The organism is Paenibacillus sp. FSL H3-0310, from assembly GCF_038002785.1.
Classification (GTDB): domain Bacteria; phylum Bacillota; class Bacilli; order Paenibacillales; family Paenibacillaceae; genus Paenibacillus_AQ; species Paenibacillus_AQ odorifer.
Genome location: NZ_JBBODC010000001.1, coordinates 3,132,901 through 3,147,602, shown reverse-complemented (window position 1 = coordinate 3,147,602; position 14,702 = coordinate 3,132,901). Strand labels below are relative to the sequence as shown.

Annotated in this window: 11 protein-coding genes; 10 read left to right on the top strand and 1 reads right to left on the bottom strand. The window is 42.2% G+C overall.

Annotation, left to right across the window (positions count from 1 at the left end; all coding sequences use genetic code 11):
* Nucleotides 1-95: 95 nt before the first annotated feature.
* From MHH63_RS14095 to MHH63_RS14050, 10 genes are all read left to right on the top strand, one after another.
* Nucleotides 96-1,538 carry a spore germination protein gene (locus MHH63_RS14095; protein WP_076185956.1) on the top strand — a complete coding sequence of 481 codons (1,443 nt, stop codon included), beginning with the start codon at nucleotides 96-98 and terminating at the stop codon, nucleotides 1,536-1,538.
* A complete protein-coding gene (locus MHH63_RS14090) occupies nucleotides 1,535-2,686 on the top strand; it encodes a Ger(x)C family spore germination protein (protein ID WP_076185953.1) in 1,152 nt (383 codons plus the stop codon). The genes MHH63_RS14095 and MHH63_RS14090 overlap by 4 nt, the downstream gene beginning before the upstream one ends.
* Before the next feature lie 21 nt (nucleotides 2,687-2,707).
* Nucleotides 2,708-3,796, top strand: coding sequence for a GerAB/ArcD/ProY family transporter (locus tag MHH63_RS14085; protein ID WP_076185951.1), 1,089 nt, complete (start codon nucleotides 2,708-2,710; stop codon nucleotides 3,794-3,796).
* 131 nt (nucleotides 3,797-3,927) lie between these two features.
* Complete coding sequence (locus MHH63_RS14080; RefSeq protein WP_076217909.1) at nucleotides 3,928-4,905, top strand: AAA family ATPase; 978 nt, start codon at nucleotides 3,928-3,930, stop codon at nucleotides 4,903-4,905.
* A gap of 3 nt (nucleotides 4,906-4,908) precedes the next feature.
* Nucleotides 4,909-5,997 carry a DUF58 domain-containing protein gene (locus MHH63_RS14075; protein ID WP_076129323.1) on the top strand — a complete coding sequence of 363 codons (1,089 nt, stop codon included), beginning with the start codon at nucleotides 4,909-4,911 and terminating at the stop codon, nucleotides 5,995-5,997.
* The gene (locus MHH63_RS14070; protein ID WP_341171693.1) at nucleotides 5,994-7,322 is read left to right on the top strand and encodes a hypothetical protein; all 1,329 of its coding nucleotides are present in this window, start codon (nucleotides 5,994-5,996) and stop codon (nucleotides 7,320-7,322) included. Before MHH63_RS14075 ends, MHH63_RS14070 begins: the two co-directional genes overlap by 4 nt.
* Before the next feature lie 132 nt (nucleotides 7,323-7,454).
* Nucleotides 7,455-10,052: a hypothetical protein gene (locus MHH63_RS14065; protein WP_341171692.1), complete on the top strand. Its 2,598-nt coding sequence runs from the start codon at nucleotides 7,455-7,457 to the stop codon at nucleotides 10,050-10,052.
* Nucleotides 10,053-10,091: 39 nt separating this feature from the next.
* On the top strand, nucleotides 10,092-10,811 hold the full coding sequence (locus MHH63_RS14060) for an ABC transporter ATP-binding protein (RefSeq protein ID WP_076129325.1): 720 nt from the start codon (nucleotides 10,092-10,094) through the stop codon (nucleotides 10,809-10,811).
* Nucleotides 10,801-12,189 carry an ABC transporter permease gene (locus MHH63_RS14055; protein ID WP_175619944.1) on the top strand — a complete coding sequence of 463 codons (1,389 nt, stop codon included), beginning with the start codon at nucleotides 10,801-10,803 and terminating at the stop codon, nucleotides 12,187-12,189. Before MHH63_RS14060 ends, MHH63_RS14055 begins: the two co-directional genes overlap by 11 nt.
* Before the next feature lie 30 nt (nucleotides 12,190-12,219).
* On the top strand, nucleotides 12,220-13,308 hold the full coding sequence (locus MHH63_RS14050; protein ID WP_076129326.1) for an efflux RND transporter periplasmic adaptor subunit: 1,089 nt from the start codon (nucleotides 12,220-12,222) through the stop codon (nucleotides 13,306-13,308).
* 19 nt (nucleotides 13,309-13,327) lie between these two features.
* Here the strand turns inward: MHH63_RS14050 and nagZ are convergent, their stop codons facing one another.
* Entirely contained in the window at nucleotides 13,328-14,626 is a 1,299-nt protein-coding gene (nagZ, locus tag MHH63_RS14045; RefSeq protein WP_341171691.1) for a beta-N-acetylhexosaminidase, read from the bottom strand.
* Between the last annotated feature and the right edge of the window lie 76 nt (nucleotides 14,627-14,702).

Genomic DNA, 14,702 nt, shown 5'->3' with positions numbered 1-14,702 from the left:
TTTGTGCCTATTTGGTTTGTTTTAAGTATAAACCTTCCATCACGTTGGCAAACTAAGCCAGATTAACAAGTCACAATTTTGGGGGTAGTCTGCAGATGTCTGGAATTATTGAAACAATAAAAGAACAACTGGAAGGATCTAGTGATGCAGTTTTTCAAAACATTCGCCTTCATGGGCATTCCTGTGACTTGATCTATATCCCATTCATCGTAAATTCCCTGAGTCTTCATAAAGATATTGCATTGCCGCTAAAAAATGAAGCAAATTCAGAGCACAAATGGCCGGATTTTTTAGAACGATTGGATCGAGGAGCTGTTTTTCCCATCCCGTATCTTAAGGAGTTTGACATAAACAAGGCTGTGGATTTGATTGTCGCTGGAAAAGTAGTGCTTTATTTTGAAGAGCTTCCTTATGTTTATTATTTTGAGATCACGCAATATCAGAAAAGATCGGTTACGGAATCACAAAATGAACTTGTGGTGATTGGACCACAAGAAGCATTTATTGAAGATATTGAAACAAATCTGTCCCTGCTCCGACACAAAATTAAACATCCGGATCTAAAGACTATTCATTATACGATTGGTAAATATACAAAAACTGATGTGTATGTTGTATATATTGAAGGACTTTATAAAAAAGAAGTTCTTGCTGAAATTGAAAAGCAACTAAATGAAATAGATATTGATGGCATATTGGGCATTAGTTATATATCGGAACAATTACGGAAGGGGAACTTGACACCATTTCCGGTATTTCAATATACAGAACGCCCCGACTCGGTGGCAGCTTCTTTAATGGAAGGCCGGATCGGAATATTACAGGATGGCACACCCACTGCAATGATTGCACCTACCTCTTTTTTTACAATGCTACAATCCTCTGAGGATTATTATCAAAGCTTCTATGCCGCAAGCTGGATTCGAATGGTTCGATTTGTGTTCTCCATCCTATCGATGATTCTTCCATCGCTTTATGTTGCGATTACAACCTTTCATCCTCAGATCATTCCCTCAAACCTGTTAATTACGATAGCATCTGCCAGAGAGAACATTCCTTTCTCAGCATTGACTGAGGCTTTGATTATGGAGCTTACCTTCGAAGCCCTTAGAGAAGCTGGAACCCGAATACCAAAGCCTGTGGGCCAGACCGTTTCTATTATTGGGGGTATAGTCATCGGTCAGGCTGCGGTACAAGCGGGAATTGTATCCGCTCCAATGGTTATTGTTGTTTCCATTACCGGAATTGCCACCTACATTATTCCCCATTATGAGCTCGGTCTGACTTTTCGCTTACTTCGTTTCCCTTTATTGATTATGGGGGGAACAATGGGATTGCTCGGGGTATATATTACAGCTTTTTTGATTTACGGGCATTTAGCTAATCTTAGACCGTTAGGCTCACCATATTTACAACCCGTTGCCCCTTTGGTGTTAGAAGATTGGAAGGACACATTATCTCGCTTTCCCTCTAACTATATGAAGAAACGCAGCAAACTTTATAGCAACAGGAATCTAAGGAGACAGAATCAAAAATGAGAACTCTAAAGATAGGAGTTGTTATACTTCTACTCCTAAATTTAACAGGCTGTTGGTCTTCAAAGGTGGAACTGGACGAATTAACCTTTGTGTACGGCTTATTTATAGATGTAGGCAAAGAAGCAGGCACCGTTGAAATTACGATTAACTCTCCTTTGCCCAATCGTCTAAACTCGGGAAGCCAGCCTTCAAGTGGTGGCGGTGATGGGAATAGTTATTCTACAGTTTCTAAGACCGCAGATACGATCGCAGACGCCATGTTACTAGTTCAAAAAGATCTGACACGTCAACTTAGTCTTTCCCAATTGAAAATAATTGTCTTAGGGAAAGCTTATGCAGAACAAGGGATTGGTGAACTCCTATTATGGATTAGAAGAGAGCCAAGTCTCCCCCTTGGAACCTATGTCATGGCTAGTCCCGGCAGTGCAAAAGAGATGAATACATTAACACCTATCTATGAACAATTGCCTTCTGATGTACTGAGGAGCTTTGGAACAGAAAAATACATGTTTTCGACTACAATTAAGGACTGCATATTCGCTGAGGCTTCGGGCGTTGGATTTGCTATAAATAATCTTTCATTTGGCAAAAAAGAAGAAACTACAAAAGAAGGTAAACCACAATATTGGGCAGGCATTCAAGGAGCTATGTTGTTTCAGAATGAGAAAATGAAGGGAATACTAAAGCTTAAAGAGGGGAGGGCATTGGCATGGGCCGCAGGCAAGCTTAAGCTGTCGGTTTATTCTGTTACCTGGGATGGTGGAGAAAGTGCAGCAAGTGTTGTATTTGTTAGCACCAAATCTTCGAAAAAAGTAAAAATAACGGATAAGGGTCCAGTTTTTACAGTGAAATTAAAGGGAAAAGCTAGTGTGATTTATTTAAGGGATCCTAAGAAAAGAAATCTAGAAGAGATCAGTAATATCATTACAGAGAAACTAAGCGATAAAGTAACTGCTAATCTGACCGAAGCTATACATTTATCCCAAAAAGCAGGTGCGGATGTTCTACAGCTCGGCATGTTGCTGGAATGGAATGATCCGAAACTTTGGAAGCAATTAAGAGAACGTTGGGATAATTACTACGCTCATGAGGCAGATATTAAGGTGAAGACGGACTTTCGGATTGTGGATTTTGGGACAGCAAAATAAAGAACTGAGGAAGGAGAAGTTATGCGTACAACAAAGTGGCAGCTGTTCCGGTTTATCACCATTTTTTTTAGCTCACAAACCACCATTTTTTTGATACCAGCTATTATTGCTACTTCCTCTTATCAAGGCTGGATTGCATTAATCGTTGGCTCCTTATTAGGATTGATATTATTGTGGTTTACAATCTATGTTGGTAAGCTGCGACCTAATCAAGCTTGGGTTCACTTTGGAAAAGAGATCATTGGCAAATGGCCACATAAATTTATGATTCTGCTCCTACTATGCTGGTGTGTTTATTATGTTTCTTTCGATATAGAGAATTTCGTACTATTTTTCGGCTCGAATTATTTAAGAGGAACTCCACCTCTATTTATCCAGTGTGTCGTTGGTCTCGTAATCATGTACACGGCAAGTCTAGGATTTGCAACAATTACATATATGGCCGATGGATTATTTATTATTTTCTTTATTACCGTGATCATATTATTTAATTTATTCCTTCCAAACGCGGACTTTAATATGGTACCTGCTTTCTTTCATTATCATGATCCTGGAATCGCCCTGAAAGATTCTATTGTGGTCATGTCATGGTTTGGAGAATGGATTGTGCTTTTGTTCATTGCACCTGATTTAAAAATTGAAGCGAAAATGATGAAAAGATTAGTATTTGCGCAGTTCTATGTTTCAATTACGGTCTTAATAGGATGGTTATTGACAATGATGAGTTTTGGTCCACATTTAGGCCAGCAACTCCAATATCCTTTTCTTGAGATGGTGCGTAGTTCAAAAGAAGATAATTTATTAGGTAATACTGACCCGCTTTTGATTGGAATATGGTCGTCTTCGATGTTTATTCACAGCGCTTTCCTTATCTATGTAGCTTCAAAATGTGTAGCAAGTTTGTTTAATACTAATAGTAAAAAATTTTACGTTCCCCTTTTAACACTGGCTTCAGTGACAATAGCATACTTATATTCACGCGACGTCGGCAGATATTACGAACACTACAAAAGCTTTGCCATTGTGATCATTTGGCTAATCGTTGAAAGCATACCCATCTATTATGGGATTGTAGCCTTCTTTCGATATCGGCATAAGACTGCGAAATGAAAATCGAATGGAAGACGGGTGCTGTCTAATTATGGACAGTGCTTTTTTTGTGAATTATAAATCGGGTACGCTTTCTGTTATGATTAAAGCACTTATTACATAATTATCCTCAGATTGGATGGTGTATTCACATGAATCTTCAAGAAGTAACTGAACTTATCAAATCTATTAGGGCCAATCTTGCCAAAGTCATTGTAGGAAAAGAGGAGGGAGTAGACCTGCTGCTGACCGCATTACTTGCGAATGGACATGTCTTGCTGGAAGATGTACCTGGTACGGGTAAAACCTTGCTGGCAAAGGTTCTTGCCAAATCATTGGATTGTTCATTTAAGCGCATACAATTTACGCCAGATTTATTGCCTTCCGATTTAAGCGGGATCAACTATTACAATCAGAAGACGGGAGAGTTTCAGTTCAGACCAGGTCCGGTATTTGCTAATATACTGCTGGCTGACGAAATTAATCGTGCAACACCTAGAACCCAATCCAGCCTACTGGAGTGTATGGAGGAACGGCAAATTACTATCGATGGGGTAACGCACGGATTAGAAGCACCGTTTCTTGTCATTGCTACTCAGAATCCGATAGACAACCAAGGGACCTTCCCACTGCCTGAGGCTCAATTAGATCGATTTTTGATGCGGATTACTACGGGTTATCCTACCTTTGATGAAGGGATACATATTTTGCAGCGTTTTCGTGAGAATAATCCGCTCGAAGAGTCTTTTCCTGTAGCAACGGCACAAGATATTCAAGCCGCACAGCGTTTAGCCGCATCGGTAAGTATCAGTGATGATTTATTAGGTTATATCGTACGGATAACGGAAGCTACCCGCAAATCTACGGCAGTAAAACTGGGTGCGAGTCCACGTGCCAGTGGCGCGTTGCTTAGATCAGCTCAGGGATATGCACTTATTCAAGGCAGATCCTATGTAACACCGGATGATATCAAAGCCGTGGCTGTTTCCGTGCTTGCACATCGTCTGCTGCTTCATCGGGGATTAGGCTCAAGAGAGGGACAAGCCGCGGATATTGTATTGCAAGTGCTTCGTGAAGTTGAGGTGCCTGCTGAACCCGTGACGTCCTTAAGAGGCGGAAAGGTGGAATGACCTATGGCTTTGCCTTGGTTCATTTTCATTACAGTGGCGTTGGTGTTACTTCTTGCTGACATTTATAAACGGAATGGTCTGAAAGCGCTTAGTTATTCTCGTTATTTTTCAAGTAAGACTGCTTATGAAGGAGAACGTATTGAGATGATCGAGGAGATCATTAATGCGAAGCTTCTTCCTTTGCCGTGGCTCCGATTGGAGTCTAGTATTGCGAGAGGTCTGGAATTTGGAAGTCAGGATAATCTTGGGATTAGTACAGGAGAAATCTCTCAGAATCATATTAGTTTATTCTATTTAAAATCTTATCGTCATATTAAAAGACGGCATCAAGTGACATGTGAGCGTCGTGGTTTATATCGTTTAGAATCCGTGACTATGACAACGGGAGATCCATTTGGTTTGACTCGAAAAAACAAAACATATCCACTCGAGTTAGAGTTGTTGATCTATCCCGTTCTGCTGAATCTAGACGAGCTTCCATTGCCCATTCATAGCTGGCTGGGTGAGCTTCCTGTGAAAAGATGGATCGTTGAAGACCCTTTTCTGACTGCTGGCATTCGTGAATATAGCTCAGGAGATTCTATGGGATTGGTAAACTGGAAGGCTACAGCACGTACTGGTGTTATGCAGGTTCATAAAAAAGATTACACGGCTGATTCCCGGCTCGTCATCTGTCTGAATATAGAGGACAGTGATTCCATGTGGAGAACGGTGACTGATGTGGAACGAATCGAGCAAGGAATAAGATATGCAGCGACTATAGCTGAATACGCAATGCAGCATGGAATTGAGACCGGATTAATCTGTAATGGCAGATTGGACGATGCTGGCGAAAGAGATCCAATTGAAGCAGAGCCGATGGCTCAGCTCGAAGATATGTTAGAGCTCCTGGCAAGGCTGAAGCTGGATAGAACACTTCCTATGAGTCGACTATTGGAATTGCAGGTTGAGAGTGGAATTAGTGACACAGACTTTCTAATCATAAGCTGCCATAGGGGAGCAGAATTGCAAAAGGCGACGGATCTCCTAATGCAGCAAGGCAATGGTGTGGAATGGCTGGATATTCCGGAACAAGGGAGAGAGAGCGCATGAAGCTTACGTTGTCTGGCTATGTAAGGGAAACAGTGAAACTCTGGTTGTGGTCTATTATTGAATTGTTGCTATTTCTACCGGTTTGGGTTCTATTTCAGATTTATTTGTTGCCCCAACATGATGAACAAATATGGTTGATTGCGCTGCCTATACTAGCTTTAGCAGGCATTCTTTTGCGCAATTTTTGCAATGTAAGATGGAAGCAATTACTTGCCGCCTTAATCCTCGGGGCATTATTAGGTGTGGCTTCAGGGAGTTTATCCATCGAAAGCCTTCCCTTAGGTGTGGCTGGAATTATATGTACATTCTTAGGGATGACGGTAGACTCTAGAAATAATAGATTCAGAATGTTTTGGATAGGTATAATAATCTATTTTGTGGCAACTATAGCGTTTCATAGAGTTCCTGAATTGGAGCCAAGTGTGCCGTTATTGACCTGGTGTGGCAGTCTGTATTTAATACTGACTTTACTTATTTCTAATAGCAGCTATATACGATACAGCGCACTTACTGAAGAGAATGAAACGCTGCCCAAAGGGATACAACGGAATAATCGTATATATGTCATTGTGATTGGAGTTATTGCAGCTGTACTAGCGGCAGGTGTCGGTAAAGCTATAGGATCATTGGTATGGAGACTCTTACGCTCATTTTTCAATTTTATTAATCAGTTATTTTCTGGCACAAAAGAACCAGAGCCTCCGCCAGCAGAATTGCCGCCAGCAACTCCGATGTTACCACCTGTTGGCGAGCAAAAGCGTGGCTGGCTAGCTATTATACTAGAATACGGGTTTTATATTTTGGCGGCGGTATTATTGGGGTTTTCAGCCTATTATGCACTTCGCTGGTTGTACAGAAATGCTGGAGAAAAGTGGCGGAAAGTCATAGATGCATTGTTATCGATGTTACGTAGGGAACATACCCCTAAGAATAATACAGCATATCTTGACGAGGAGAAAAGCGTCTTTACTTGGGAACAAACCGTTCGAGGGTTAAAGGATTTCTGGAGCTCTCGTCTTCCTTCAAAACATCGTAAGGATCGCTGGGATCAGATGAATGGCGAGCAGGAACGTGTCCGTTGGCTTTATCGGCGGTGGCTTAATATAAAGCGCGATAACGGTTATGAAATGAAAAGTTATCTTACGCCGCAGGAAACAAAAAGGGATGTTTTGCTATGGGGAGATCGTAGCAAGCATAAACGTAAGGGTGATGATGATTCTTTAGCAGCAGATCAATTGATTGAAATATATGAAAAAGTTAGATACGGAGAAGATGAGCCTGCTGCTTCTGATATTGCAGCTTTGAAAAATCAACTGAAATTATAGAATCATTTTCAGAATATATGCAAATTGGAACAAATAGGTTACAAAAGACCTGTAAGAGTTACAACATGGATACAATTGGATCTGTGCTAACCACTATAATAATTCTAGTAAAATACTCGTGGAGGGAAGTCAATGAGAAAGCATAGCAGTACATATGTTGTTTTACTCTTAAGCACCTTTGTCATAAGCCAGTTGACAGGGCATACCGCTTCGGCTGCTGCAGTTAGTTCTGTTCAGCCAAAATCGGCGGTAGCTGCTGCAACTGTAACAGCTCCTAGTAATCTGGGTTCCGTTTCTTTAGGAGCTAATATCAAAGCTACACTGGAAGATGTGAATATTTGGTCACAGCCTGGAGGTAATATTTTAACTTATACAATTAACTATTCGAATGGCAGCAGCAAAAGTGCTAGCCTACTGTATTATTTTTCGAGAGTTATGACCTCTGGCGGCTCTGTTATTCCAGGGAATCCACTAAGTGCGGACGCTACTAAGAAAAAAGTGGGTTCTAACGAAAGCTTGCGCGTTACATATTATGTTAATGTCGGCCAGGTAAATTCGTTAAAAGGTATCAAGATTCCAATGTACGTTTGGGATTCCAAAACCAAGGGGTATCTCAAGCAAGTAGGAACTTTTAATATACCCGCCAACTATTCGCCAACCGCTGTAAACGGAAAAAATGTAAGCACTACAATGAATGACATTCCGGTTATTGCTAAAAGTGAATCCTTGGAGCTCTACAAATACAGCGGAAAGGTTTATGCCAAGGTGGGCATAAGCTTGACCAATAAAGGCAGCAAAGTATTAAGTGATCCTGGTTACGCAGCATATTTGGTCTCGGCAGGGGGAAGCTCGTATGAATTAGCCCTTGACCGTTCTCAGCTTAGTTATAAAATTCAGCCCCAAGAGAAAAAAACCATTTATTATCTTACAGAAATTCCTTCGTATATGAAGACGGAGAATATGAAACTGCAATTCACCCAAAAGGATGAGGCGCTGAAGCTGGAGATTGCCAAATCCTCGTACAAGCTGCCTGCGGCTACTACACCAAATCTGGTAGTTGGCAAAGGTGTAATCAAGAAAATTACCATCAATAACAATACGGTTGAAACCCAATTAAATAACGCAACCGTATACGCAGAGAACAATAAGGGATTCTGGACTTTTCAGCTGCGAGTGAAGAATACAGGAAAGACAGCCGTTACGTTACCTTCTTATGAGCTTGCTGTCAAATCCTCAACGGGGACAACCTTTCCGATCAATTCTAAGGGCTTGAGCGGATTAACCATAAAACCGCTGGAGGAAAAAATCATCCCGCTTACCGCACAGGTACCCCTTGAGGTAGAACAGAATTCACTGCAATTGCAGATGATTGAGGCTGTTTCTGCTCCAGATAATAATGAAACGGGAACTACTGGAGAAGGTGCAGCAACTGGAAGCACTGGTGGAACCAATGTCGCTACGAGCAACACAGCTAAACTAACGGTTCCGGTTGCTTACTTTACGATCTCCTATACCTTGCGTCCTGAGATACAGAAAGGTATGGAATATAGAGCAACAAATGAATATGGGACGTTTACTTATAGTTTAGTTTCCTTGCAGCGTTTTCCATGGAAAGACGATGATATCGTTGTTGCCAGATTAAATATTACGAATACCCAATCGGTTGCCTTGTCTCTGCCGGAATTAAAGGGAGCTGTTCAGGTAGACAATGAGGACATGTCATCTTCAACGGAATTGTTTATGGATAAGGAAACTTCAACGATTGGGCCTGGTAAAAACGCTGAAATCTATGTGTTTGCCAAAATTCCTTATACACAAGAGTTCGATAAATTAAAATTAAATCTTTATTCTATGGTAAAAGAAGAGAAAAGCTCGTTCCTGTCAGTTACTACGAACAGCATGATGAACGCTGTAGCTTCTATTGAAACTGGAGGAAGTTATGTTATCTCTGGTAAAGGCAAGAACGCAAAAGTGCAAGAGAACAAAACCATTATTTATGAAGGACTTAACTCCAATCTCGTATACACAGAGCTGCTTCTGAGCAGTGAAGAGAAAAGACAAAGCAAAATGGCTCGCCTCCAAGCTTATTACAAAACGGGAGATGGTCAGCTATTCGAAGCTACAGCCAATCAGCCGGATACGTCTGCTACTCCAGGCGGTAAGCAATTAATCACCTTTTGGGCTAAGGTTCCGAAGGCTGTTAATGCTTCTGATGTAAGCCTGTTCCTTGGGCCAGGGATTACTGGGAATAAGCTGACGGAACCCGGTCAGGAATCCACTGGATTTATTAATATGGCTTCACTGTCATTAAATCCGGTCATCACACCACCAGAGAAGAACTTGACGAAGGTGGCTATTTATCCGTATACCATGTCCGTTCTAAGTTCGGAAGGGCGCTCACTACAAGGCAGTGACTCTATAAATATAGTTATGAATTACAATCTTCTTCGTGACAGCAGCTATGATATGGGAACCTTCACGCATAAGCTGGTCCTCAAAATGACGGATCCATATGGTCTATCTCAGGAACGAAGCTTGAACATTGGCACCGATATTCTTGAAGGGACCAACAACTCGTATACAGCAAGCTTTAGCAATAATATGTATAAGAATTTGTCAGGAGGAACCTACCGGATCACGCTGTACGATGAATTCCAAGGTGAACGGATCGAGCTGGCTAGTCAAGCTTATAACATCAAGATTGATAGAGCAGTTGTAACTGAGAAATAGCATTTCATATCTATTATTGTACGAAGAGGAGCAGCTCCAATGTTGCGAGTGGAAAATGTAACGCATTCTTATAAAAACGGTAATGAAACTACAGCAGTGCTTCATCAAATTGACTTTTCTGTGAAAGAGGGGGAGATGGTAGCACTGCTGGGGAGCTCGGGTTCCGGTAAGTCAACGATGCTCAATCTGATGGCAGGACTAATGAAACCTACTGAAGGCCATATTTATATTGCCGATCAAGATATCGTGAAGATGAGTGAGAATAAGCTATCGGAATTTCGCAGAAAAAATATCGGGTTTATCTTTCAAGCTTATGAGCTGATTACTAGCATGACAGTCCGTGAAAATGTAGAGCTGCCGCTGGTTTTTCAATCCGTTGCACCCTCTATACGTAAACAAAAAGCTTTAGAATTGTTGGAAGGAGTCGGCATTCCTGATAAAGCCGACTTGTTCCCTTCCCAGCTGTCTGGCGGACAGCAGCAGCGTGTTAGTATTGCACGCTCCTTGATTACGGAACCATCTGTTATCTTTGCAGATGAACCAACCGGAAACCTAGATTCGAAGACAGAAGAAGAAATTATCAATATCCTGCTTAACCTGAACAAGAAGATGAAGACCACCTTCATAGTTGTAACTCACGAGCTAAAAGTCGCGGAGCAAATGCAGCGGATATTCACGCTTCGGGACGGATATATGATTACTGAAAACCAAACTTCTTCGAATACTGAACTCGAAGGGGGTATACTCATTGAGGATTAGTGATATTTCCCGTTTGGCTTGGGAACAGGTCAAACGGCGGAAAGTTGTCACAGGTCTTTGTATGGCTGGCATATCCATTGGATGTGCTGCAATCATAGTTGCATTAAGTATAGGAGACTCCGCACAGAGCTACACGGAGCGGGAAATCAACCGCAATTTCAAAATGGATGAAATTACGGTGTCTCCCAACGGAGGTATACCCTCCCAAGGAGGAGGCAACGGTGGCAGCGGATCGTCTGCGGCCAATGAAAAGCTAGATCCCGGCAGGCTGACAGCACAAAAGCTGGAGATTATTAAAGGCTTGCGGCATGTAACTGCAGCAGCTCCCTTTCAAGAGCTAGGGTACATACAGATGTTGACTATCGATAATAAAATAACAGATGTACAGCTTATTGGAACGGATCTACGCTTGTTAACGAAATATGATAAGAAATTCAAACAAGGCGGAGCTTCTGATTTGGTAGGAATGGCTGTACTGAACTATGGTGCAACCGTTGGACTGATTGATAACGAAACTCGGCAGCGTCTTTTTGAACAACTGAGTACAGATCCATATAACAATAAGTTGATGGAACAGTACAACAGCTTAAGCATGCTTCCAACAGATATGTACAAGCAGCAGGTTCAATTACAGTCTTTTGATCCCGCCTCTCAAACCGGAGGGATGTTAGTTAGCTCACCGATTCAAGTGGTGGGAATCCTCGACAACCCGAGTGGAACGAACGAGAATATGGCTATGTACGACAAGAAGATCTATGTGTCACTAGAGACTGGCGAGCGGCTTGTAGAACAAATGAAGCTATCGAGTGGAACCGCTGGGCAAAAGGGTGTCTATAACTCAGCGATTGTAAAGGTAGACAGCACTGAGAATATCGTGGAACTAGAGAAGCTTATTCAGAAACTTACCTTAACAACAAGCACGAATTTGTATCAAAAAGAGGCACTCGCTGATACCTTCAGCATGGTCAAGAAAGCAGCTCTCGGTATAGGTGTGTTTATTCTGATTATTGCTTCGATCTCCATTATCGTTGCGATGACTATGTCCACTCATCAACGACGACGGCAGATCGGTATTATGAAAGTGTTAGGCGCCAATATGGGCCAGATCCGCAATATGTTCATTACAGAAGCGGCATTGCTCGGGATGTTGGGCGGATTGCTCGGCATAGCCTTTTCATACTTGATTGTATTAGGAATTAATAAGCTCATCGGTAACTCTTCAGGAATGGGTGGAGGCGAGCCTTTGGTGATTTATATTCCTCTGATGACTCTTCCGGTAGGGATCGCATTTGCGGTAATGACAGGGGTATTATCGGGTATTTATCCGGCGATCAGTGCATCCAGAACGAATGCACTCACGGCGATTAAACGGGATTAGCTATTTTTAAGTTGAAAGGAAGCCAAAGTGATGAAGAGGAGAATCAAGTGGATTGTATTGGTACTGATTATAATTGCAGCAGGTTATTTTCTATATAGTAAGATGTATAAGCCTGAAGCGCAGTTAGAGCCTGTTGAACCCCCACAAGCCATAACTTTTGAGGTCACACAGGAGACCATTACCAATTCCATACAGGTTAAAGGTAATTCTAATTATGAGAAAGAAACGCTTGTTTATGCTCCATATGCTTCAAAGGTGACAAAGTGGAAGGTTGAGAACGGTGGACAGGTCAAAAAAGGTGATTTACTGTTTACTCTCGATCAGGAAGCCTTGAAGAATGAGATTGCTACACAAGAGGCGACCATCCGTAAAGCAAAGCTGGAAGCAGAGCTGAATGCATTTGTGAGCCAGCAAGACGAGGAGAATGCAGCCCTTGGTGCGACTGAAGCAGAACGCATTAAAGCACTCACAGCCCAAGAAGCAACACGGCTAGGGGACGAGCTTAATCAGGTCAATGCCGAAATACAGGCACGCGAACTAACAGAGAAAAAAGCCAAACTCAAAACAGCACTTTATTATGCTCCGGCAACCGGCATTTTCTTATTTGACAGTGCAAGCGAAATTCCGCAAACAGTGACAGATAATCAATATATCGGAAAAATAGTAGATATGAACAAGCTAGAATTCATTGCTCTTGTAGGTGAACAAGACGTCTTCCGTATAAAGACAGGCATGAAGGTCGACGTAAAAATGACAGCTATAAAAGATTTGAAGTTATCTGGAGAAGTTACGAAGGTAGCGAAATTTGCAAAGACAGCTTCAGGGCAGAATGCTACTGCCAGTTCGGTTCCTCAATTCGAAGTGGTTATCACGCTGCAGCCTGACGAGCATTTGATCGGTGGCTTAAGCTTAAACGGAGAAATTGAAACAGTTCGCAAAGAAAATGCCACCGTTGTATCCAGCATAGCTGTAATGCATGAAGGAGACCTCTCCTACGTTATGCTGGATAAAGGGGACGGGCAATATGAACGAAAAGACATCGAAGTGGGTCTGGAAACTACGGACAAAACAGAGGTTCTCTCTGGGTTGAAGGTTGGAGATGTTGTTGTTCTTCAGTAACAATGACTAACGCTTAGATTTACTTCTCAATCGTTTGACGCCAAACGTTAATCTCTTTATTAAGATCGGTAAGATCAGGAACCGGGATTTGCTCATCGGAAAGGTTATATTTGGCTTTTAAGGCTAAGATCCGATAGACGCTTTCATCAATCCGTGTTTCTTGAATCTTACCGTTTTTTACGTTTTGCAGGAGGGAGTCCATGACCCGTTTTTCATTATCATAGCCGTGAGCGACAAGGAGAATATCACTACCTGCATTCACAGTATCTACTGCTGCTGTAGTCAGATCGTAGTTCTTCATAATGGCTCCCATGGTTAGATCGTCTGTAATTACGATTCCTTGGTAGCCCATTTCATCTCGAAGCTGTTCACCAATAATGGTACGCGATAAGGATGCGGGTTTGTCTGGATCTAATTTTGGAAACAAAATATGAGCGACCATTACGGCGTCCGTCCCCTCTTTAATGGCTGCTTGGAAGGGGAGCCATTCTAAGTCGGCTAGCTGACCGGCTGTTTTGTTCACAATCGGCAGATCCAGATGGGAGTCGACAGAAGTATCTCCGTGTCCTGGGAAATGCTTGACAACAGGAACGACGCCTTCGCTCTCAATTCCCTTCATTTCGGCAATCCCTAGTTGAATGACTTGGCCAGCAGCATTGCCGAACGACCGGTCTCCGATGACTGGATTGTCTGGATTGCTATTGATATCGAGAACGGGAGCAAAGTTCATATTAAATCCGGCTGAACGTACTTCTCTTGCGAGCAGCTTTCCCATTTTCTCGGCAGCAGCAGCGTCATTACTTGCACCCACTGTTCCGTTAGAAGGGAATGTAGCATATTCTTTAGGCATCCGGCTGACTTTTCCACCCTCCTGATCAACACTCATGAATAGTGGGGCAGGGTTGCCAGTGTTACTCTTTTTCATAGAATTGATAAGACTGATCATCCCTTTCAGGCTTTTAATATTGTCCTTATAGAGGATGATTCCACCTATTTTGTCTTCGGTAATCATCTTTTTAGCTTGCTCTTCAAGGACAGTTCCATCAATTCCAACTAGGAGCATTTGTCCGATTTTTTCTTCCAAAGTCATCTCAGCAACCTGAAGAGCAATTGGATCGCTGACTGCTGAGGGGGTGGGAGCCAAGCTGGTGGTTGGTGCAGGTGTGGATTGGGAGGTCGGTGAATCGGTAGCTTCGGACTGTGAATTACTGCTGCTATTAGAACAGCCAGCAATGAGGAACAGTGACACCATAGCTGCAATAATGAAGAGTGTACCGGAAATCTTAGGCTTTAGGCTGTGACGGGTGAATCTAATCATCTGAATAGTCGTCCTTTCGTTAGCTAAATTAGATATTGGGAGAGGAATCCTTGCTGACTTAGAAGCACGGTGATAA

Excerpts from the sequence above, each read along its gene's own strand:
- MHH63_RS14060 (WP_076129325.1), top strand. The coding sequence starts at position 10,092 with ATGTTGCGAGTGGAAAATGTAACGCATTCTTATAAAAACGGTAATGAA.
- MHH63_RS14070 (WP_341171693.1), top strand. The coding sequence starts at position 5,994 with ATGAAGCTTACGTTGTCTGGCTATGTAAGGGAAACAGTGAAACTCTGG.
- MHH63_RS14085 (WP_076185951.1), top strand. The coding sequence starts at position 2,708 with ATGCGTACAACAAAGTGGCAGCTGTTCCGGTTTATCACCATTTTTTTT.
- MHH63_RS14050 (WP_076129326.1), top strand. The coding sequence starts at position 12,220 with ATGAAGAGGAGAATCAAGTGGATTGTATTGGTACTGATTATAATTGCA.
- MHH63_RS14080 (WP_076217909.1), top strand. The coding sequence starts at position 3,928 with ATGAATCTTCAAGAAGTAACTGAACTTATCAAATCTATTAGGGCCAAT.
- MHH63_RS14095 (WP_076185956.1), top strand. The coding sequence starts at position 96 with ATGTCTGGAATTATTGAAACAATAAAAGAACAACTGGAAGGATCTAGT.
- nagZ (WP_341171691.1), bottom strand. The coding sequence starts at position 14,626 with ATGATTAGATTCACCCGTCACAGCCTAAAGCCTAAGATTTCCGGTACA.
- MHH63_RS14065 (WP_341171692.1), top strand. The coding sequence starts at position 7,455 with ATGAGAAAGCATAGCAGTACATATGTTGTTTTACTCTTAAGCACCTTT.
- MHH63_RS14075 (WP_076129323.1), top strand. The coding sequence starts at position 4,909 with ATGGCTTTGCCTTGGTTCATTTTCATTACAGTGGCGTTGGTGTTACTT.
- MHH63_RS14090 (WP_076185953.1), top strand. The coding sequence starts at position 1,535 with ATGAGAACTCTAAAGATAGGAGTTGTTATACTTCTACTCCTAAATTTA.